At 71.0% G+C, this 22,476-nt stretch carries 12 protein-coding genes; 4 read left to right on the top strand and 8 right to left on the bottom strand.

The window, feature by feature from the left end; genetic code table 11:
• Positions 1-76 precede the first annotated feature (76 nt).
• On the bottom strand, positions 77-3,082 hold the full coding sequence (locus AB0C04_RS20295) for a family 16 glycoside hydrolase (protein ID WP_357056748.1): 3,006 nt from the start codon (positions 3,080-3,082) through the stop codon (positions 77-79).
• A 226-nt stretch (positions 3,083-3,308) separates the two neighbouring features.
• On the opposite strand from AB0C04_RS20295, the gene AB0C04_RS20300 reads away from it, so the two are divergent.
• From AB0C04_RS20300 to AB0C04_RS20310, 3 genes are all read left to right on the top strand, one after another.
• Complete coding sequence (locus AB0C04_RS20300; protein ID WP_357056751.1) at positions 3,309-6,122, top strand: BTAD domain-containing putative transcriptional regulator; 2,814 nt, start codon at positions 3,309-3,311, stop codon at positions 6,120-6,122.
• A gap of 114 nt (positions 6,123-6,236) precedes the next feature.
• Positions 6,237-6,761, top strand: coding sequence for a sigma-70 family RNA polymerase sigma factor (locus AB0C04_RS20305; RefSeq protein ID WP_357056755.1), 525 nt, complete (start codon positions 6,237-6,239; stop codon positions 6,759-6,761).
• A gap of 138 nt (positions 6,762-6,899) precedes the next feature.
• The gene (locus AB0C04_RS20310) at positions 6,900-9,653 is read left to right on the top strand and encodes a BTAD domain-containing putative transcriptional regulator (protein WP_357056758.1); all 2,754 of its coding nucleotides are present in this window, start codon (positions 6,900-6,902) and stop codon (positions 9,651-9,653) included.
• Between the two features lie 42 nt (positions 9,654-9,695).
• Here the strand turns inward: AB0C04_RS20310 and AB0C04_RS20315 are convergent, their stop codons facing one another.
• From AB0C04_RS20315 to AB0C04_RS20335, 5 genes are all read right to left on the bottom strand, one after another.
• Positions 9,696-13,031 (bottom strand): S8 family serine peptidase, encoded by a 3,336-nt coding sequence (locus AB0C04_RS20315; RefSeq protein WP_357056761.1) that lies wholly within the window; start codon positions 13,029-13,031, stop codon positions 9,696-9,698.
• Between the two features lie 117 nt (positions 13,032-13,148).
• Positions 13,149-14,336, bottom strand: coding sequence for a low temperature requirement protein A (locus AB0C04_RS20320; protein ID WP_357056764.1), 1,188 nt, complete (start codon positions 14,334-14,336; stop codon positions 13,149-13,151).
• Positions 14,337-15,032: 696 nt separating this feature from the next.
• Positions 15,033-15,257 carry a hypothetical protein gene (locus AB0C04_RS20325; protein WP_357056767.1) on the bottom strand — a complete coding sequence of 75 codons (225 nt, stop codon included), beginning with the start codon at positions 15,255-15,257 and terminating at the stop codon, positions 15,033-15,035.
• Between the two features lie 120 nt (positions 15,258-15,377).
• Entirely contained in the window at positions 15,378-17,654 is a 2,277-nt protein-coding gene (katG, locus tag AB0C04_RS20330) for a catalase/peroxidase HPI (RefSeq protein ID WP_357056770.1), read from the bottom strand.
• A 23-nt stretch (positions 17,655-17,677) separates the two neighbouring features.
• Positions 17,678-18,106, bottom strand: a complete 429-nt coding sequence (locus tag AB0C04_RS20335) for a Fur family transcriptional regulator (protein ID WP_357056773.1) — start codon at positions 18,104-18,106, stop codon at positions 17,678-17,680.
• Positions 18,107-18,381: 275 nt separating this feature from the next.
• Here AB0C04_RS20335 and AB0C04_RS20340 point away from each other — a divergent pair, with 275 nt between their 5' ends.
• Positions 18,382-20,541, top strand: a complete 2,160-nt coding sequence (locus AB0C04_RS20340; protein WP_357056776.1) for a glycogen debranching N-terminal domain-containing protein — start codon at positions 18,382-18,384, stop codon at positions 20,539-20,541.
• A 100-nt stretch (positions 20,542-20,641) separates the two neighbouring features.
• Here the strand turns inward: AB0C04_RS20340 and AB0C04_RS20345 are convergent, their stop codons facing one another.
• On the bottom strand, positions 20,642-22,006 hold the full coding sequence (locus tag AB0C04_RS20345) for a permease prefix domain 1-containing protein (RefSeq protein ID WP_357056779.1): 1,365 nt from the start codon (positions 22,004-22,006) through the stop codon (positions 20,642-20,644).
• Entirely contained in the window at positions 22,003-22,377 is a 375-nt protein-coding gene (locus tag AB0C04_RS20350) for a PadR family transcriptional regulator (protein ID WP_357056782.1), read from the bottom strand. The genes AB0C04_RS20345 and AB0C04_RS20350 overlap by 4 nt, the downstream gene beginning before the upstream one ends.
• Positions 22,378-22,476 lie beyond the last annotated feature (99 nt).

A 22,476-nucleotide genomic window follows, 5' to 3' on the forward strand; every position in this document is an offset into this window, starting at 1 on the left:
TGGCGAGGACGCTGCCCTGCGGACGGCCGGGCCGGCTAACCGGTCCCGGCCGCCCGCGTGCTGGCCGCCGGCGAAACTAGCCGTCGAGCGGCTCGATCCAGATGTTGCGGTACTGGACCGGGTTGCCGTGATCCTGCAGCCGGACGGCACCCGTGGCCGGACCCTCGGGCCGGCTGCCACCGGTCGGGCCGAGGATCTCGACGTCGTCGTGCACCGTGACGCCGTTCCACACGACGGTGACGCGCGGGTTCGCCACCTTGTTGCCGGCCGCGTCGTAGCGGGCCTGGCGGTAGTCGATGTCGTACGTCTGCCAGGTCTCGGGCGGCAGCGCCGCGTTCACGTCGGGGGCCTTCTGGGTGTAGATGGCAGCGGCGTCGTTCGTCTGCGGCGGGTCGACACCGAACGAGTCCAGCACCTGGATCTCGTAGCGGTCCTGCAGGTAGACGCCGCTGTTGGCACGCGCCTGGCCGGTCACGTCCGGCGGGTAGAGGGGCAGGTTGAACTCCACGTGCAGGCGGAAGTCGCCGAAGGCCTGCACCGTGCGCAGGTCCCCGTTGCGCACCGTCATGGCACCGTCCGCGACCGCCCACTCGGGCTCGCGCCCGTCGGTGTGCTGCCACTCGGTCAGCTCGCCGCCGTTGAACAGCGTGATGCGCTTGCCGTGCGGCCGGACGGCGAGCACGTCGAGGTTCACGTGTCCGGAATCCGCGGCCTCCTTGCGGTACTCGACCAGGTTGCGGCCCTTGTTCAGGCGCACCGTGGTGTTGACGGTGCCCCACTCCTCCCAGGTCACCGTGGAGGGGAAGACCGTCTGCTCGACCCGTTTCCCGTTGACGTACAGGCTCAGCTGCTTCTCGCCGGAGTAGGGGTTCGGGCCGTTGCTGTAGCGCATCGCCAGGTCGTACGTCCCGGCCTCACGAACATCGACGGACATGCGGGTCGACGCGCCGTCGCCCGCGAACCCGGCCGCGAAGCCGGCGCCGGAGTAGGCGGCGTGGTCGGTCGCCATGCCGACGCCGACCGTACGGCCCTCCTCGGCCTCGAAGAAGGTCTGCGGCTGCACCACCCGGCCCGGGATCTCGTTGAGCGTGTACCAGGCCTCAGTGTTCCACAGCTCCTCGCCGCCGGCGGACGAGAACGGACGCGGAGAGCGCACGTGCACGACGCGGTTCTCCTTCAGGCCCGGGATCTTGAGCTTGACGGTGCGGCCGTCGGCCGACAGCTCGGCCCTGGCCACCTTGAGCGTCTCCAGCTCGAGCTTGGGACCGCCGTACTGGCTCGTCGCACCGTAGCGCCACTGCGTCACCTGGTACGCGTCGGCAAGGTCCCGCGCGGTCTCGGCCGACAGCGGCTTGGTGTACTCCAGCTCGAACCCGACATGCGACGCGCGCATCTGCTTGACCTCGAAGACCGAGGTGCCGTTGGGCGTGAGCTTCTGCAGGCCGTAGGTGAGCTTGCCCTCCTGACCCCAGTTGCCACCGGCGCCCAGGCCACCGGTGTAGAGCGCGCCGTCGGGGCCGAGGGTGACCTCGTTGACGCCGGCCTCCAGGCCCTGCGTGTGCCGGAACACCGCTCCCTGGTACTGCCCCTCGATCTTCTCGAGGAAGACCCGCTGCAGGCCGCCGTAGGTCACGTCGCCGACGACCAGTTGCCCCGCGTACGGCCCCTGCTTCAACAGCACCGGGGTGGACGGTGAGTTGCCGATCTCGTTCTGCGGAATCCAGACGATGGGACGCGTCACGGGCTTGTCGTCGAACGGACCTTCGGGCGTCGTGTAGTGGTTGTAGAACGCTCCCTGCTGGATCTGGACCAGCTTCGAGGCGGGCAGCCAGCCGCCCTGGTTGTCGGTGACCAGGACCTCGCCGCGGGGGCCCCACCCGATCCCGTTCGGGGTGCGCAGCCCCCCGGCGACGTAGGTGATCTCGCCGGTCCTGGCGTTCACCTTGATCGAGGTTCCGCGGTTCGGCGCGGGCTGGGGCACGGTGGTGGCGCCACCCTGGTTGATGGCGACGGAGAGATTGAGGTAGAAGTACCCGTCCCGGTGCAACAGGCCGAACGCGAACTCGTGGAAGTTGCCGCCCCAGGGCCAGGTGGCGACCGTGCGACGGTCGTCGGCGAGGCCGTCGCCGTCGGTGTCGCGCAGGGCCGTCAGCTCGTGCTTCTGGCTGACGTAGACGACACCGTCGACCACCGCGACGCCCTGGGGCTCGCGCAGCCCGTCCGCGAACTTGCGGTAGGTCACCTGCTCGGGGCTGGTCTGGCCGGTGACGCCCTCGACCACGTAGATCTCGCCGGTCGCGTTGTCGGTGCCGCCCCAGGTGGACATCACCAGGTCGCCGTCGGGCCGGAACGCCATGCCGGTGACCTGCGGCTGGAGCCCTTCGGGGCGCAGGTCGGTGAGGGTGTAGCCCGGGTGCACCCGGTCGAGCGGCAGGCCGTCGCCGGCCGAGTCGGTCGCCCCCTCGCAGTACTTCCATCCCGGGGCCGTGACGCGTACGACGCCGGCGTCGGTGCTCAACGCGGAGTTCGGCACGAGCTCGAAGTCGGCCGCCCCAGGGCGGCGCCATTCGAGGCGCAACACCTGGCCGCCGCCGTTGTCGAAGAACTCGAGGCGCAATGGGTGCAGGCCGGCGCTGAGGGTGGCCGACCCTTCCTTGGCCGTTTCGCCGTGCAGCCCGTCGTGGTCGACGATCAACTGATCGCCGATCGTCAGCCGTGATCCGTCGTCGCTGGTGAGCCGGAAGGTGTAGTCGCCGTCGACGGGTGCGGCGAGGTTGGCGATGACGTGGCTGATGAACCGGTCGGAGAGCCCGAACTCGTCCGTGCTGGTCCAGTTGATCTGCGGCATGAGCTTGTCGACGTTCGGCGTCTGCGCCGGCTTCAGGGTGCACAGCGCCGACAGCGCGGTTCCCATGTCGTACGAGCGCAGGGTGACGCCGGGTTCCTGGGGCGGGACGTCGGCGGCGACGGGTGCGGCCGTCGCCGGGGCGAAGGGGGCCGCGGCGAGCACGGTCGCCAGAGCGGCCCCTGCGGCCACGAGCACGGATCGGCGGCGCCAGCGCCACCGGTTCGGTGCGGTCATGGTTCCTCCTGTGGGTGCGGTCCCGGCCTGGAGGGAGCCGTGCCACGTCCTCCCGAGGACCGGTCGGTACGGATCTCGCGAACGAAAGATTGATCGCAGACACTATCACTTTAGATCGATACAACGAAACTTTTGCATGTGAGAATAAAAGTTGGCGCTTGGTGGTCATCCCGCCCCCGGGCCTGCGGTCGTCAAGGCGGCGGATAGGCCGGTTACGGTTGCCGGCGTGCGGGCGGAGTCGGACGAGACGATCAGGTTCTCGGTGCTCGGCTCGATCAGGGTCGTCCGCGCCGGCGCCGAGCTGCATCTCGGCGCCCGCCAGCAGCGCCTGGTCCTCGCGTTGCTGCTGGCCCGGGCCGCTTCACCGGTCACCCTGACCGAGCTGGTCGACCTGCTCTGGGACGAGGAGGCCCCCGCCAGCGCCGCGAACGTCGTGCACCGGCACGTCGGGGTGCTCCGGCGGCTGATCGAGCCGGGCCTGCCCACCCGCTCGACGGGCCGGCACATCCTCCGGGAGCTCTCGGGCTATCGGCTGCGCGCCGACGAGGAGTCCCTCGACCTGCTGAAGTTCCGGTCGCTGAGCCGACTGGCCGGCCGGAGCCTGCAGGACGGCGACCCGGAGTCGGCGCTGCGGCACTCCCTCGACGGACTGCGGCTGTGGCGCGGCCGGTGCGCAGCGGGCCTGGAACCGGCGTCGCGCCTGCATCCCGCGTTCCTCGCCGTGGAGGCCGAACGCGCCCAGGCGGTACGCGAAGCCGCCGACGCCGCCGAGCGCTGCGGCCGGCTGAGCGCGGTGCTGGCGCCGTTGCGGCAGGCGGCCGAACAGCACCCGCTCGACGAGTCGCTGCAGAGCCGGTTGCTGCTCGCGCTCGCCGCCGACGGCCGCCAGGCGGAAGCGGTCGAGATGTACCGGGTGGTGCGCCGCCGACTCGCCGACGACCTGGGCATCGATCCGGGCGAGGAGCTGCGGGAGGCGTACGACCGGCTGCTGCACCAACGCACCGGGCCGGCGCGCACCGAGTCACCGTCGCCTCTGCCCCGGCCCGCGCAGCTGCCGCCGGACCTACCCTTCTTCAGCGGCCGGGACGACCTCATCGCCCAGGCCCGCGCGGCGGTCGCGCGCCCGGGCGGGCCGGCGGTGCTCGCGATCGACGGCATGCCCGGGGTCGGTAAGACCGCCCTCGCCGTCCACCTCGCTCACGAGTTCGCCGTCGACTACCCGGACGGGCAGCTCTATGTCGACCTGCGCGGATACGACGGGCGGGACCCGGCGATGAGCCCGGCCGAGGCCCTGCGCGGCTTCCTCGGCTCGCTCGGGGTGCCCCAGCAGGGCATTCCCGCCGAGTTGCACGCCCTGGCGGGCATGTACCGCAGCAGCCTTGCCGGCCGGCGCCTGCTGATCGTGCTCGACAACTGCCGCGACGCCGAGCAGATCCGGCACCTGCTGCCCGGCAGCCCCGACTGTCTGGTGATCGTCACCAGCCGCAGCCGGCTCAGTACGCTGTTGACCACGACCGGCGCCCACCCGCTGCCGGTCGGCCTGCCGAGCCTCGACGAGGCCCGCGCGGCGCTCCTCGGGCCCCTCGGCGCCGGCCCCGCCGCGGCGGACCCGGCCGCGATCGACGCCATCATCGCCAGCTGCGGGCGGCTGCCGCTCGCGCTGGCCGTGGTGGCCGCCCGCGCAGCGAGCCTGCCGCGGACGCCACCGGCGCAGATCGCCGCCGAGCTGGCCCACGCGCCCTCGAGCCTGGACGGATTCGACGGCGACGACCCGCAGAACGGCCTGCGTGCCGTCTTCTCCTGGTCCTACCAGGCACTCTCCGCCCCGGCCGCCCGGCTCTTCCGGCTGCTGCCGATCCATCCCGGCCCCGACATCTCGATCGCCGGGGCGGCGGGCCTGGCCGGCGTCCCGGTGCGCAGTGGGCGGGCGCTGATCGGCGAGCTGAGCCGAGCGCACCTGATCAGCGAGGAACTGCCGGCCCGCTACCGCACCCACGACCTGCTGCTGGCCTACGCCAGGGAGCTCGGCGAGGAAATTGACAGCCCGGCCGAGCGCGCCGCCGCGGAGCTGCGTTGCCTGCAGTTCTACCGGGCCACCTGCTATCAGGCGGACCGACGGCTGCTGACCTCCGAGGACCATCCGATGATCGAGCCGGGGCCGGGCGAGACCCATTTGCGTTTCGCCGGCCACAGCGACGCCATGCGCTGGTTCGCCGCCGAGCGGCAGGTCCTGATCGCGCTGGTCGGTCGGGCCGCCCGCCAGGGCCGGCACACCGAGGCCTGGCAGCTCGCCCTGGGCATGCAGCACTTCTTCGACCGCAGCGGCCGGTGGGCCGAATGGACGACGACCGGCCAGGTGGCCCTCGAGGCCGCCCAGGCGGGCGGCGACCTGGTCGGGCAGGCCCGGATGCACCGCAGCCTGGCCGGGGCGGCGTACTTCCGGCAGGAGCACGAGACCGCGGTCGGGCATCTCGATCGGGCGGTCGAGCTGCTCGCCCGGCTCGGCCTGCCCGACGAGCCCCGGGCCAGGATCAACCGGGCGATGATCCTGGGCGCCCAGGGGCGACACGAGGAGGTCCTCCGGACGCTTGCCGCGGCGCTGGGGCCGGCCCGGGCGGTCGGAGACGACAAACTGCTCGCAGACACCCTGGTGATCATGGCCGCGAGCAACGCCGAGCTGGGCCGGGCGGAAGAGGCCGTGCGCTGCGCCGAGCAGGCGATGGCGCTGTCGCGCGCAGCGCGGTACAGGCTGGGCATCGCCGAGGCGTGGGAGGTGCTCGGCCAGGCGCATTCCGCTCGCCGGGAGCTCGGTGCGGCCGTCGACTGCTGGCGCGAGGCGGCCGTCGCCTACCAGGAGGCCTCGGCGCCGGCGCCGGCCGCGGAGGTGCTGGCGATGCTCGGCGACGCCCTCGCCGCCACCGGCAAGCAGGACGCCGCGGTGCGGGCGTGGCAGGAGGCGCTGGCCCTGATCCCGTACGCACAGACCCCGACCGGCCGGCGGCTGGCCGGCCTGCTCGCGGCGGTCACGTCCGGTTCGTGACCGAACGCGGACGGCGACGGCACTCGATCCGCACTTCCGCGTCAGTCCATTCGCATGGATCGTCCCTAGGCTCCTGCCTCAGTCACCGTTGCTCCTGCGTGTGGGGGACATGCCGTGCTGCAGGCATCCGACGAATCACCGGCCGGCCCGGCCGAGCGCCTGACCGCGCTGCATGCGGAGCACGCGCGCGCCGTGCTGCGACTCCTGCTCGTGCTGACCCACGGCCAGCGGCAGAGCGCCGAGGATCTGCTCCAGGAGACGATGCTGCGGGCCTGGCGGCACCTCGACTCGGTGCCGGCCGAGCCCGACGCCGCCCGCCGGTGGCTCTTCACCGTCGCCCGGCGGCTCGTCATCGACGGCGTCCGGCTGCGGCGGGGCCGCCCGGCCGAGGTCCATCTCGTCGACATGAGCTGGATTCCCGCCGGGGACGACACGACCGGAACCGCCCTGGCGTCGCACGCCATCCGGCGAGCGCTCGGCCGGCTGACCCCGGCGCAGCGCAGTCTGCTCTCCGAGGTCTACCTGGTCGGGCGGTCACCGGAAGAGGTCGCGGGCCGGCTGGGAGTCCCGATCGGCACGGTGAAGTCCCGGACCCACTACGCGCTGCGGGCCCTACGCACCGGCCTCGAAGCGGCCTGATCAGGGACGATTCCCACCCGGCCGGAGATCCTGCGCTGAGTCGCAGCTCACAGTGCCGCAACGTGCGCCCGGCTCACGGCTGGGGCCCTGCCAGGCTTCGGACGACGTGGCAACCCGCCCCCACCGGATCGCATCACGATGACCGACCCGCTCTCTTTCGCCGTTCTCGGCCCGGTACGGGCCTGGCGCGGCCAGTCCGACATCGACCTGGGCACCCGGCAGCAGCGGCTTATCCTGGCGTTGCTCCTCGTCCGGGCCGGCTGCGCGGTCAGCGTCGCCGAGCTCGTCGACCTGCTCTGGGAGTCCGATCCCCCACGCAGCGCGGTCAACGTGGTGCACCGGCACGTCGGGATGCTCCGGCGGCGCTTCGAGCCGGGCCTGCCGACGCGGGCAACCGGCACGGTGCTGATCCGCGACGGCGCCGAATACCAGCTGCGGATCGACGGAGAGTCGCTCGACCTGCTGCGTTTCCGGCGCCTGGTCGCCGAGGCCGCTGACAGCTCCGGCGAGCCGGCCGTCGAGCTTTACCGGGAGGCGCTGGCGCTGTGGCGCGACCGGTGCGCCGCGGGCCTGCAGGCCGGCGGACGGGCCCACCCGGAGTTCGTCGCGGTCGACGGCGAGTGGTTCGCGGCCGTCCGGGCTGCGACCGATGCCGCCCTGCGGGCCGGACGCGTCCACGCGGTGCTGCCCACGATCCGGCTGGCCGCCGAACACGAGCCGCTGGACGAGGCTCTGCAGGCGCGGCTGCTGCGCGCCCTCGCCGCCGACGGCCGGCGGGCCGAAGCTCTCGCGGCGTACGCCGACATCGAGCACCGGCTCGCCGACGAGCTCGGCATCCAGCCCGGCGTCGACCTGCGCGCGGCCCGGGACAGTCTGCTCGACCACGACGCCCCGGCGCCGGGCAGGGCGGGGCCGCCGGCGCAGTTGCCGGCCGACCACCCCTACTTCACCGGCCGCCGCGGCGTCCTGGCCGCCGCGGAAAGGCTGCTGAGGGCAGACCAGCGGACCACCGCGTTGGTCATCGACGGAATGCCCGGCGTCGGGAAGACCGCCCTCGCGGTGCATCTGGCCCACCGGCTGGCCGCCCGCTACCCCGATGGGCAGTTGCACGCGGACCTGCGCGGTTTCGACTCCGGCGACTCGGTGATGACACCGGCGGAGGCGTTGCGCGGCTTCCTGTGGTCCCTCGGGGTCGCGCCGGCCGCCATCCCGGCCGAGCTGCACGCCCAGGCCGGCCTCTACCGCAGCATCCTGGCCGAGCGTCGGATGCTGATCCTGCTCGACAACTGCCGCGACTGGGACCAGATCCGGCACCTGCTGCCCGGCAGCGGCGACAGTCTCGTCATCGCCACGAGCCGCCGACGGATCACCGGCGTCGCCGGCCCGGCGGGCGCTCACCCACTGCACCTCGACCTGCTGAGCGACGCCGAGGCCCGCGAGATGCTCACCCGCCGGCTCGGCGACGCGGCGGCCGCCGACCCGGCCGCCGTCGGCGAGATCATCGCGCGGTGCGGCCGGCTGCCACTGGCCCTGGCGCTGGTCGCCACCCGCAGCGTCGGCCGGCCCGGGCTCAGCCTGCCCGCGGTCGCCGGTGAGCTGGCCGAGGCCGACGGCCGGCTGGCCGGCTTCGGAGACTCGCACGCCGACCTGGAAGCCGTCTTCTCCTGGTCCTACCGGGCCCTGACTCCCGAGGCAGCCCGACTCTTCCGGCTGCTTCCCCTGCACCCGACCGGGGACCTGAGCATGGAAGCGGCGGCCGCCCTGGGCGGGCTGTCCCTGCGCTCCGTCCGCGGCCTGCTCACCGAGCTCGGGGGGCAGCTGCTGGTCCAGCCCGGCGACGGCCGGTGGCGGATGCACGATCTGCTGCGCGCCTACGCCATGGAACTCGGGGAGGAGCACGACGACCCGGCCGAGCGGGCCGCCGCCGTCGAGCGGGTCTACGACTACTACCAGCTCAGTGCGTACGCGGCGCAGCTGCCCCTGCTGCCCCAGGTGCCGCTGCCGGAGCCGGAGCCGTCCGAGCGCGGGGTCACCGGCCGGGGCTTCACCGGCCGGGCCGACGCCATGGCCTGGTTCGCCGCCGAGCAGCGGGTACTGACCGACATCATCGCGCGGGCCAAGGAGCGCGGGCGGCCTCGTACCGCCTGGCAGGTCGCGTTGGCCCTGCAGAACTTCTTCCAGGACACCGCGCAGTTCAAGCAGTGGGCGGCAGTGGTGGGCAGCGCCCTCGCCGCGACCGGGGACGACCCCGCCGCGCAGGCCCTGCTGCACCGCAGCCTCGCCGGCGCCTGCTACTTCCTGGCGGATCTGGACGGCGGGCTGTCGCACCTGCAGCACGCCCGGACGCTCTTCGAGCGGCTCGGGCGGCGTACCGAGCAGGGTCACGTGGAGAACAACATCGCCGAGATCCGGCTGGACCAGCGGCGCTACCAGGAGGCGATACGGCACTCCGAGGCCGCGCGGGCGCTCTTTCAGGCCGACGGAAATGTGCGGGGCGCCACCACTGCCCTGCTGGCCATCGGGCGGGCACAGGGCGGGCTCGGCCGGCACGCCGAGGCGCTGGGCAGGTTCGTCGAGGCGCGGCGGCAGTTCGAGGCCCTCGGCGACCTGCACGGGGTGGGCACCACCCAGGCCTGGCTGGCGCACACGTACTCGATGATCGACAACCTGCCGCACGCGATGGCGAGCTGGCAGCAGGCGATCGACACCTTCCGCGGCGTTCGGGCCACCCATCACACCGCGGAGGTGCTGGTCTCCGTCGGCGACTTCCATTCCGCCAACGGCGACCCGGCCCTGGCCCGGCAGGCGTGGAACGAGGCCCTCGCCGAGCTCGACGGGACGGACTCGCCGATGGCGCGCGGGATCCGCGACCGGTTGCTGCGGCACCGGTGACCCGGACGCGGCGTCGGTGGGCGCCGCGTCCGGGTGCCACGCTCAGTACCGGTAGGCGCGGATGACGGTCTGCTTGACCGTGTTACCGCTGGTGTCCGCCGCGGCGGCCCGCAGCGAGACGAAGCCGGTGCCGACCGGGTTGCGCACCCAGGCGACCGCCTCCTCGCCGGAACGCTGCACGGACAACTTCCGCCAGGTCTTCCCGTCGTCGAAGGACGCCTCGACGGTCAGGGACCTGGTCCGGCCCGGCGCCGCACCGACCTGGCGGTCGAGCGAGATCGGGATCGCGAAGAGCCGGCCGGCCGGCGCCCGGTTGTCGATGTCGAGCTCCGGGGTGTACCGGATCGCCGTCATCGGCAGCTTCACCAGGTCGCCGTCGCCCACGTGCGCGGACTTGAAAGTCCACTCCGCGTCGACCAGCGTCGACAGGGTGAACGCCGGGTCGCTGCGGAAGGTCGCGGCCAGCCGGTAGTCACCCTTCGCCGCGGGCACGTCCCACGTCCAGGGTGCCTGGTTGGCGTCGCCGATCTTGACGCCGTTGCGGTAGAGGTCCACCTGCACGCTGCCACCGACGACGTGCCGGAAGCCCATGTGCCCGGCGCCGTCGCCGTGCAGCGGGCCCGGCCCGCCGATCGTGTCGCCCCAGTAGCGGGTGGCGTACTGCTGGCCGAAGTTCGGCTCCGGGAAGACCGGCCCGGCCACCGCGTTGGCCCACTTCACCGTGTACGTGCGCCCGGGCTTGAAGCTGGTCCACGGCGACTGGTAGTAGGTGTACCCCTGCTGGGCCGAGGTCGACTGCCACACCGCCTTCTTGTCCTGGTTGTAGTACTCGGTGATGGTGCTCGGCACGTCGTAGGTGAAGCTCGGCGGGATCGTGCGCTCGTCGCGGTAGACCGGTGAGTTGCCGGGCGCGTGCGCGACCGCGGTACGCGACACCGGCACGTCGGCCACGTCAGCGCTGATCTGGGAGCGGACCGTGGCGAAGTCACCCGCGCGCAGCTTGCGGGTCAGCCCGGTCATCATCTTCTCCGGCTCGTAGAGGTAGACCCGGTAGACGTACGGGCTGTTGTGCAGGCTGCCGTCCTGGGCCACCTGGCCCCACATTCCGTGGACGTACGAGACGAAGCCCGGGGTCTTGCCGGCCCCGATCTGCGCGGTCCGGACGTGGTCGAAGGGAACGTTCATCAGCGTGCCGTACGGGTCGTTGCTGCCCCAGATCTGCGGCTGTTCGGTGCGGATCGTCCAGCCGGACTCCTGGAAGATCGCGGTGGCCTTCGGGTTCGGCACCGACACCGCGATCGGCTTCGCCAGTCGGGTGTCCATGGTGAGGGCCTGGTCCCGGGTCAGATCGAGGCTCGGGCGCACCAGGGAGGTGATCTGGGGAAAGTACGGGTCGCCGCTCTGCAGGTAGGTCTGGACCAGGTAACGGCCGGCGCGGATCCGGTACGTGGTGGCCGACGGGTCGCCGAGCACCAGGAGGGTCTGCCGGTCCAGGTCGGTCAGGACGGTCACCCAGCCCTGATCGGGCGTGGGCGCGCCGCCGTCCGGCCCGACGAGCTTGAGGTTCAGCTGGTGGCGGGCGATGTCGAGCGCGACCGGGGTCTGCACCTGCGAGCCGCCGCCGGTGGCGGTCACCTCACCGCCGAAGTAGCGGTCGGGCAGGTCGGCGCTGGCCCGCACGTTGACGGTCACGGTGGCCGTGCCGCCGGCCGGGACGGTCACCGAGGAGGCGCTGAGACTGAACAGGCCGGCCGGCGCCGGGACGCCGTCGGCGTCCTTGGCGTCGAGGGAGACAGCCAGGGTGCGGGGGGACGAGCCGCTGTTCGCGTACGTGACCGTGCGCGTCTGCGCCGCGGTGCCCCGCTCGAAGGCGACGCTGACCGGGCTCGCCGTGACCGTCTGCTGGATGGCCCGGGCGACGTCGAGGAAGCCGGCGCCCTGCTCGTAGACCCCGATCGTGGCGCTCGGCTTCGCGGCCGCCATCAGCGTGGACTTGATCCGCTCGGGCGTCCAGTCCGGGTGCTGCTGGCTCAGGATCGCTGCCGCGCCGGCCACGTGCGGAGTCGCCATCGAGGTGCCGTTCATGCTGGTGTACTGCGGGTTCGCGTCGTCCGGCCACAGGTCGGAGGTCGAGCTGCGGGCGGCGAGGATACCGACGCCGGGCGCGGTGACGTCCGGCTTGATGCCGGCGTCGCCCGCACGCGGACCCCGTCCGGAGAACTCGGCCAGCTCGCCCGTCTTGGTCACGGCGCCCACGGTCAGGGCCTCGGTCACGCTGCCGGGCGAATCCACCGTGGACTCACCGGCCTCGCCGCTGTTGCCCGCGGCGACGACGAAGAGCACGCCGTAGCGGTGGGTGAGGTCGGCCACCGCCGCCTCGATCGGGTCGGTCTCCGGGCTGTCCGGGCCGCCGAGGCTCATGTTGGCGACCTTGACGCCCTGCTGTGCCGCCCAGGTCATGCCGGCCAGGATCGCCGACTCCGGGCAGCCCTCCTCGACACAGACCTTGGCGCTGTAGAGGGTCGCGCCGGGCGCCATGCCCTTGTAGCGGCCCTGCGACGCGGCCGCGGTGCCGGCGATGGTGGAGGCGACGTGGGTGCCGTGGCCGACCCGGTCGAGGGTGTCCGGGTCGGCGGTGAAGTTCTCCGCGGCGGCGACGCGGCCGACCAGGTCGGGGTGGGTCTGGTCGACGCCGGTGTCGATCACGCCGACCTTCACCCCCGTACCCGTCCAGCCGGCCTTCCAGGCCTCCGGCGCGCCGGTCAGCGGGACGCTGACGTCGAGGGTGGGGTGGCGCAGCCCGTCGAGCCAGATCTTGTCGAACCCGGCCCGCAGTTGCCGCTCGGTGCCGTTCGCGGCGGACGTGACGCTGTTCCAGAAGGACACCGCGTCCGCGCGGCTCTCCGCGACGGCGCTCGCCCCGGAGAGCGCCCGGGTGGTCCGGGCGCCGGCGAGGCCGGCGGGTGCGGTGCTGCCGTGCTGGACGATGAGCGGCAGGGTGGCCCGGGTGTCGTCGTAGCCGAAGTCGACCAGCATCGAGACGTCGAAGAGCCGGGAGTCGAGCTTGCCCCGGTTGAGCAGGCCGACGGCGTCGGCGGGGATGACCCGCACGTCCTCGCCGGCGCTGTGGGTGATGAACGGGATCCGTTCCCGTCCCTTGCCCGGCACGACGTCGACAGCCGTCTGGCCGTTCACGGTGCCGACGTGGACGGTGTCGCCGGTGAGCAGAGTGACCGTCCGGGGCTTGGACGCGACCGCGGGTGTGGTCGCCGGCTTCGCGGCCCGGGGCTGCGCCGACGCCGGCGCACCGCCCGGGGCCACCGCCGAGACGCCCAGCACCAGCAGCGCCAGCGCCGATAACGTACGAACTGACCGCATCATTCTCCCTAGATGAACGCGAGAGGTATCCGGCTGCTCCGGACGTGACCGGCAGGTGAAAGTTCATCGAAAGTGACCTGGGTCACAAAGACCGAGAGCGCGGGCGTCGCGGCCGGGTCACCAGCGGGTACGGATGTGCCAGCGGGTGCGGTACACCGGTTGCCCCCAGTGCGGGAGGAAGGCGATCGCCATCATTCCAATGGTCATGAGGGCGGCGATCGCGATCGGTGGCAGCGCCTGCGTCATCGGCGACACCAGCGACAGGACGACCACGCCGATAGGCAGCCGCCACAGCATCGCGCGGAACACCACCAGCGCGTACACGGTGCGGCCGGCGAGGAACACCACGGGGCCGGCGACCACGATGGCCAGCTTCGTGGGGCTGGTCTCGCCGACAGGGTCTCTGGCGACGATGTCACCACCGGCGGCGACCAACACCACACCGGCCACCATGACCAGATGCGCGTACGCCGCGACCAGCGCGATCCGACCGGGATTGTTGGCGTGGTCGATCCCGGTGGCGAGATGGTCGGCGACGTAGACGATGTAGATCCGCCACATCGTCACCGTCAGGGCGAAGAGCAGGATCACGCCCGCCGTCTGCAGCGACACGAACGGGGGGTCGCCGTACAGCCGCACGCCGATGAGGATGATCTCGCCGAGGGTGACGATGAACATCTGCCGGTAGCGCTCGGCCAGGTGCTCGCCTCCCACCCGGAGTTCCTCCGGGCCGGAACGGCCGAGCCGGGGCAGCGGATAACCGAAGAGGCCGACCGCGTAGTCCGTCGCGACAGCCACCGCCCAGAGCACCAGCCGGATCGGGCTGGGCAGGAACGCGCCGACCACCCACAGCACGCCGGTGAGGCAGAACCAGATGAGCACCCGCATGGGCCGCTTCTGCAGCGCGTGACCGCGCAGGGCGGTGATGAGGATGAACCCGCGACAGAGGTGCAGGCCCACGTACGCCCCGGCGAAGACGATGCCGTTGACCCCCTCGAACGCACTGCTGATGGCCAGCGACATCAGCAGTCCGCCGAACAGCACGCCGAGGACGATCAACTGGACGATCGGCAGACTGGGGTCGTACCAGTCGGTGGTGTACGCGGTGACCGTCCAGACCCACCAGATCGCGGCGAGCAGGACCACTGTTTCCAGCGCGTGATTCCAGCCGAGGTCGCCGGTCAGCCGGTCGGACAGCCGCATGAGTGCGACGATGAGGCCAAGGTCGAAGAGGAGTTCCAGGTAGGAGATCCGGCGGGGAGTGTCCTGACCGCGCAGAATCCACCCCGACCGCGCCTGCGCCACCGCCCCCGTTCCTCCGGACAATCCTGCCCAGACTTCGTATCACGTCGGAGCAGCAGATTGCGGCGTTGCCGCACAATACGGCCGCGACCCTCGATCCGACGTCCGATCGGCGGAGGGTCCTCGGCTCGGTGGTGCGATGACCCCCTCGGCCGGCATGGCTGTGCGCAGTGCTGTCGAGCGCCTCGCACCGACCGGATGCGGTCAGGGGGCCAGCAGTTGCTCCCCATTGACGGTGAAGCCGCCGGATCGGGGCCGGCTCGATCGGAATCTCGATCGGCGGGCCACCGAGCTGCCCCGGGAACAGATCGCTCCACAGGACCGCCGGCACACCGTCCGGGGTGCTGCGCACGATGCGGTCGACCGTCCGCGGGCCGGCGTACGCGACCGTGCCGGGGAATCGCCGGACCAGCCGCCCGGTACCGAGCCAGTGGTCGGCGTGCCAGTGGGTGATGTAGATGTGGGTCAGCCGCTTGCCGAAGGATTCGATCCAGTCGGCGAGGGGCGTCCGTCTGGGCCACGGTGATGGGCGGATCCACGACCACGGCTTCGCGGGGTCCGTGGATCAGCGTGTGCGCCAGGGGCGACCAGTGCGGTCGCTCCCCGTTGGGCAGCACATCGTCCTGTACCGGTGCGAGGCCGGAGACGAGCACGTCGTAGCGCAGTGTGGCGTTGTCGGACGTCCGGTCCTCCTCGGGTTCACTCGGGAGTGGCGAAGAATTCGGCGTAGGCCGTTCCCCGGAACTGCTCGCCCATGAGACGGGAGAAGAGCAGTACGGCCGGCAGGGGCCGGTGATTCATGACCAGGTGCTGGACCTTGCCCTGGTCGTCTCGGTAGATGACGGCGATGTTGGCGATGGGCTGCCCCTGCCGACCGTCCCCCGCACACGAACGGTGCGCGCTGAGACGGATCTCAGCGCGCACCGGCGGTGATGGTTCACGTACGAGGCCAAGGATGCCGGGCCCGACCGGCCCGAATCCGATGGTGGACGAGCCCCGGTCGATCGTTGGCGAATCGACCGGGGCTCGTCGGTTGGAGCAGGATCAGGCGGCGTCGAACCGGTCGAGTTCCATGACCTTGGTCCAGGCGCCGACGAAGTCGGCCACGAACTTCTCGCGGGCGTCCTGGCTGGCGTAGACCTCGGCGAGGGCCCGCAGCTGGGAGTTGGAGCCGAAGATGAGGTCGACCGCGGTGGCGGTCCACTTCACCTCGTCGGTGGCCAGGTCCCGGATCTCGTACACGTGCTCGTCGGACTCCGACGCCTTCCACCGGGTGCCCGGGGAGAGCAGGTTGGCGAAGAAGTCGTTGGTGAGCACGCCCGGCCGGTCGGTGAGGACGCCGTGCTGCGCGCCGCCGACGTTGTTCCCGAGGGCGCGCAGGCCGCCGACGAGGACGGTCATCTCGGGCGCGGTCAGGTTGAGCATGTAGGCACGGTCGATGAGCAGCACCTCCGGCTGAGTCTTCTCGCCGGGACGCAGGTAGTTGCGGAACCCGTCGGCGCGCGGCTCGAGGACCCGGAAGGACTCGACGTCGGTCTGCTCCAGCGTGGCGTCGGTGCGGCCCGGACGGAACGGCACGGTCACCTCGACGCCGGCGTCGCGCGCCGCCTTCTCGACCGCTGCCGAGCCGGCCAGCACGATCAGGTCCGCGAGCGATATCTTCGCGCCGCCGGCCTGGTTGAACTCCCGCTGGATGCCCTCCAGGGTCTCCAGGACCGTGGCGAGCTGCTCGGGCTGGTTGACCTCCCAGCTGCGCTGCGGCTCGAGACGGATCCTGGCGCCGTTGGCGCCACCGCGCTTGTCGGTGGAGCGGTAGCTCGCGGCGGACGCCCAGGCGGTGGAGACCAGCTGGGCGGTCGTGAGGCCGGACTCCAGGACCTTCGCCTTGAGGGCGGCGACGTCGGCGTCACCCACGAGCTCGTGGTCGACGGTCGGCACCGGGTCCTGCCACAGCTGGGGCTCGGCGACCCACGGGCCGAGAAAGCGGCTGACCGGACCCATGTCGCGGTGCAGCAGCTTGTACCAGGCCTTGGCGAAGGCCAGCGCGAACTCGTCCGGGTTCTCCAGGAAGCGGCGCGAGATCTTCTCGTACGCCGGGTCGAAACGCAGCGCCAGGTCCGTCGTGAGCATCGTCGGCTTGTACTTCTTCGACGCGTCGAACGGGTCCGGGATGATCTCCGGGGCGTCCTTGGCGACCCACTGCTTCGCGCCGGCGGGGCTCGTGGTGAGCTCCCACTCGAAGCCGAAGAGGATCTCGAAGAAGCGGTTGCTCCACTGCGTCGGCACGTCGGTCCACGTCACCTCGAGGCCGCTGGTGATCGTGTCCCGGCCCTTGCCGCTGCCGTGGCTGCTCAGCCAGCCCAGGCCCTGCGCCTCCAGCGAGGCACCCTCGGGCTCCGGGCCCACGTGGTTCTCGGCGGGGGCCGCACCGTGGGCCTTGCCGAAGGTGTGGCCGCCGGCGATCAGCGCGACCGTCTCCTCGTCGTTCATCGCCATCCGGCCGAAGGTCTCCCGGATGAAGTACGCCGCCGCCCGCGGGTCCGCGTTGCCGTTCGGGCCCTCCGGGTTGACGTAGATGAGGCCCATCTCGGTCGCGCCGACCTCGGGCGCCATCTCGGCCTCGCCGACGTAGCGCTCGTCACCCAGCCAGGTGTCCTCGGGACCCCAGAAGATCTCCTCGGGCTCCCAGACGTCCTCCCGGCCGAAGGCGAAGCCGAACGTCTTGAAGCCCATCGACTCCAGGGACACGTTGCCGGCGAGCACCAGCAGGTCGGCCCAGGAGATCTTCTGGCCGTACTTCTGCTTCACCGGCCACAGCAGGCGGCGCGCCTTGTCGAGGTTGGCGTTGTCGGGCCAGCTGTTGAGCGGAGCAAAACGCTGCCCGCCGTCACCGGCGCCGCCGCGACCGTCGTGGATCCGGTACGTGCCCGCGGAGTGCCAGCTCATCCGGATCATCAGACCGCCGTAGTGGCCGAAGTCGGCCGGCCACCAGTCCTGCGAGGTGGTGAGCACCTGCACGATGTCCCGCTTGAGCGCCTCGACGTCGAGCTTGGCGAACTCCTTGGCGTAGCTGAAGCTCTCGCCCAGCGGGTTGCCCTTCGAGGAGTGGGCGTGCAGCACCGACAGGTCGAGCTGGTTGGGCCACCAGTCCCGGTTGGTGCGCGGACGCCCACCGGTCTTCGGGGTCGGCGAGGGAATCCCCGGGTTCTCGCTCTCGCTGCCCTGCGAAGTCACGGAGTCGTGCGCGACCGGGCAGCCGGCCGCCTCCTTCTTGTCCACGCCCTGCGCGCTGGCGGGGGCCTGGTCCTGGGTGTCGCTCATCTACTTCCTTCCGAACTGGCGGATCACTGGGCGGTGCGTTCGGTCGCGCAGTCGGGGCAGGTGCCCCAGTAGACGACCTCCGCCTCGTCGACCACGAAGCCGTGGTCGTCCGAGGCGGTGAGACAGGGGGCGTGGCCGACGGCGCAGTCGACGTCGGCGATCGCGCCGCAGGAACGGCACACGACGTGGTGGTGGTTGTCCGCCACCCGCGCTTCGTAGCGGGCGGTGGCGCCGGCGGGCTGGATGCGCCGCACCAGACCGGCATCGGTGAGCGCCCGCAGGACGTCGTAGACCGCCTGGTGGGAGACCGTGGGGAGATCGGCCCGTACCAGCCGGATCACGGTGTCGGTATCGACGTGGCGATGCTCTCGTAGCGCGGCGAGCACCGCCAACCGAGGCCGGGTCACCCGCAACGAGACAGCCCGCAGCTGCGCCTCGAAGTCGGACGTCACCTGCCGAACATAGTCCACTCTTCTGGAATAGTTCAAGTTTATCGTCGGTCTTAACCCGATGGGAGCTCACCGAAACGGCGAAACCCAGCGATATCAGACACCGTACCGCCGAGACCCGGATTCTGGCGGGCCGACCTGCCGGTGGCTGCCGGCTGCGCCGCCTCCGGAGATGCCGCCGGCCGCCGGATTCCGACGAACCAGCCGCGGCCTGCGGTTACGTTGAGCGATGAAGGCATCTCGCGTCTGGTCGTTCTCTGCTCGTCGGAAGGTGCGCCGTGACGAACACCGCTCGCCGACCCACCCCGGCCGATCCGATGCCCGATGTGACGCGTCCGAGTGACATCCCCAGCGAGACGGTCCGGAATCTCCCACCCGAGTTGGGACCGGACGCGGTCGGTGTGCTCGAGCGGCGGACGTTCATGTTCTCCGACGCGGCCGGCGACGTGCCTCCGGGCTCGATCGGCGGGCTGGTGCACGACGACACCCGCTTTCTGAACCGGTGGCAACTCACGATCTGCGGGTCGCCGCTGCTCGTCCTGCGCTCGGGCACGGTGGAGGACTACTCGGCGGCGTTCTTCCTGGCCAACCCCGAACTCCCCGGCCTGCACGCCAACGCCATCGGGGTACGCCGGCAGCGGTTCATCGGCGACGGCATGCACGAACGCATCGAGCTGCAGTCGTACGCCGAGAAGGCGGTGTCGATCCAGGTCCGGTTGGCGGTGGGCACGGACTTCGCCGACCTGTTCGAGATCAAGGAGACCGTCCGGGATCGTTCCCACCAGATCACCCGCGCACATGCCACCGACGGCTCGCGGCTGGACTTCACCTACCGCAACCACACCTTCGAGGCCCGCACCGAGGTGCTGGCGGATCCCCCGGCGAGCGAGACAGCGGGCGACGAGATGGTGTGGGACCTACACCTGGCACCCAACCAGGAGTGGCGGTGCGACCTGCGCGTCCCACTGGACTACGGCGAGACGGAGACCGCACCGACCAACCGCGGCTTCGGCGAGGCCTTCGACGTCGAGCACGACGATCCCCTGGCTCGCTGGCAGAACGCCAAACCGATCCTGCACACGGATTCGGCCGTGCTGAGCGCCATGTACCACAAGTCCACCGTGGATCTGACCGCCCTACGAAACGAGATACGGCTGAAGGACGAGCCCGTCGTTCTGCTGTCGGCGGGGCTGCCGTGGTTCCTCACCGTATTCGGACGGGACATGCTGATCACCGCCTACCAGACGATGGGCGGCGGCCCGGACCTGGCGCAGGGCGCACTGCTCGCGCTCGCCCTCTACCAGGCCACCGAGTTCGACGACTTCACCGACCAGGAGCCCGGCAAGATCCTGCACGAGTACCGATCCGGTGAGCTGACCAGGCTCGGCCTCAAACCGCACAACCCCTACTACGGCAGCGCCGATGCCACCCAACTGTGGCTGATCCTTCTCTCCGAGTACTGGCGCTGGACCGGCGACGACCAGTTCGTGCGCGACCTGCGCGACAACGCCTACGCCGCGCTGGGCTGGGTCGAGGAACACGGCGACCGCAACAACGACGGCTACGTCGAGTACGCCACCCGCTCACCCCAGGGGCTCGGCAACCAGTGCTGGCGCGACTCCTGGGACGGCGTCCTGTTCTCCACCGGCGCCATGCCCTTCCTCCCCATCGCCACCTGCGAGATCCAGGGCTACACCTACGACGCCAAACTCCGCTTCGCCGAGTTCGCCGACGGCCCGCTCGCCGACGCCCCACTCGCCACCCGGCTCCGCGCGGAGGCCGCCGACCTCCGCGACCGTTTCAACCGGGACTTCTGGATCGACGACCGCGGCGGCTACTACGCGCTCGGTCTCGACGGCGACAACCGGCAGATCGACGTGATGACCTCCAACATGGGCCACCTGCTCTGGAGCGGCATCGTCCCCACCGAGCGGGCCGCCATCATCGCCGGCCACCTGATGTCCGAACACCTCTTTTCCGGCTGGGGCGTCCGGACGACCTCCACGGCCGATCGGGCCTACAACCCCATCGGCTACCACCGAGGCACCGTCTGGCCCCACGACAACTCGATCATCGCGCACGGCCTCGCCCGCTACGGATTCCGCCAGGAGGCCAACCGGATCATCATGGCGATGCTCGACGCCGCGGAGTTCTCCGAACACCGCCTTCCCGAGGCCTTCTCCGGCTACGACCGGTCCTTCGGCCGCGCCCCCGTCCCCTACCCGACCGCCTGCAACCCACAAGCCTGGGCCAGCGCGGCGCCCATCCTCTTCATGCGCACCATGCTCGGTCTGGAGCCCAGGGACGGCCAACTCACCCTCGACCCCGAGATCCCGCCCGAGATCGGGCGGATCCAGTTCAGCAACGTGTCCGCCTTCGGCAAGCGGTGGGAGGTCGAGGCAACGAGAACCCAGTCGGGCGTCCGTCTCGCCCCCTGAGGACGCGCTCCGATCGTGCCTGTCGCCTGATCCACCGGAGCAACACGATCAGGGGACCCGTTCGGCTGCCGCCGCAGAGGGCCGCAACCGCACGCGCGGCTCACGCGAAGCCGAACAGGGGCGGGAAGGCGAGCACGACCGTCCAGGCCCAGGCGGCATATCCGACCACGTAACGGGTCTGCCAGCGTTCCAGACGGGCGAAGGGCATCCGGCCACGCACGAAGCCGAGGTACAGCCATGCCGACCACGCCAGGTTGGTGAGCAGGATGAGGTTTTCACCCAATGCGGCGGTCTTGTTGGGACTGAAGCCCCATTCGGTGATCCGGCCGGTGATCGCCGCCAGCACCAGGACGTCAATGATCAAAGCGCTGATGATGAGCGCGAGCTGTAAGCGGTCGAAGAGACCGGGCAGGGCCGTGAGGTCACGGGCGGAGATGGCGTACAGCAGCATGCCCAGCACGATGACGAGCAGCAGGTCGAAGAGGATGAGCGCATCGCGCTCGACGTCGATGCCGTTGGCGGTCCAGATGACGGCGATCAGGAAGGCCAGCAGGGTGGCCGCGAAGAGCGGCGTGAAGACCCGGGTCAGCACCGGTGCCATGTTCTCGATGACGCTCTGCTTGGCCTCGACCAGCCAGGCCGCCACGATGACCGCGGCCGTGGCCCCGCAGGGCACCAACCACGATTGGATGAACCCCTCGGCGTTCAGGCCGATGGCGTTGAAGGTGCCCGCCGTGAAGGCCGTGAGCACGCCGCCGCCGAGTCCGATGAGGACGAAGTAGATCAGCCACTCCCCGGTGAACCGGATGAAGTCCATTCGCCGCCGGTCCGAACGCCAGTCGCCGCCCGCGTAGGCGACGCCGACGACCAGCCACAGCGCTATCGGCAGGTGGATCGCGGTCAGCACCAGGGTCTGCGAGTCGTCGGCCAGCGGATACGCGTTCACGGCGACCGCGCCGACAACGAACAGCAACGCGAGCACCCCGACGACGCGAAGACCGACGCGGCGTTGCCAGGCGAAGTAGGCCGCCAGCGCCGGTAGCGCGAAGAGGCTGGCATTTCGCGCGTAGAAGCTACCGTCGCCTTCTGCCAGGTCGAGCCCGAACAACGACGGCACCTTGATCGCGAGCGCCGCGACAGCGGCGCAGAGCACCATGACGGGCAACTCGCGACGGGAACGGGCGGCGGTCGGCGCGTCCGGCTCCCCGGGGAGCACGAGTTGTTTCCACAGCCGCTCGGAGTGCTCGCGCGCGAACTCTCGCGACAGTTCGTCGAGGCTGCCCATGCGTTTCACAGCGATGAGGAAAGACTCGTCGGCTCGCAGGCCCGCTTCGGTCAGCTCGCTGATCCGGCTGCGAAGGTGGTCCTCCAGCTCCTCGGCATCGGTGTGTCGCAGCTCCCGGCGGCGGTGCATGTAGGCCCGCCACTCGGCGATCTGGCCCTCCAGCTCGTTGTCGACGGTCATAGTCCCGCCCCCCATGCCGGTGCCGTGATCGGCTTGATGGACTGCGTCGTGCTCCAGACACCCCTCAGGGCGTCGACGACAGCCGCCCACTGGCGGCGCTGCTCGGCGAGCTCGGCTCGGCCCTGGTCGGTGATGCGGTAGTACTTCCGGCGCCGTCCCCCGGGTGGGGTCTCCCAGGCCGACTCGACGTGGCCGAGCCGCTCCAAGCGGTGCAGCAGTGGGTAGAGCAGGCCGTCGGTCCACTCCAGTTGCCCGCCTGACAGGTCGTTGACCTGCTTGAGGATCGCGTAGCCGTAGCTCTCACCCTCGGCGAGGATCCCCAGCACGAGTGGCGTCGCCGAGGCCGCGACGAGGTCCTTGGTGATGTGCATGTGACCGCCTATACCTAGATCTGCAATGCATAGTAGTTCTAGGTGTGACACCCGCGCAATCAGAACAGTCCTCAACGCTGCCCTGCGCCTGCCGGTCGG

This window comes from Micromonospora sp. NPDC048909 (assembly GCF_040649635.1).
Classification (GTDB): domain Bacteria; phylum Actinomycetota; class Actinomycetes; order Mycobacteriales; family Micromonosporaceae; genus Micromonospora.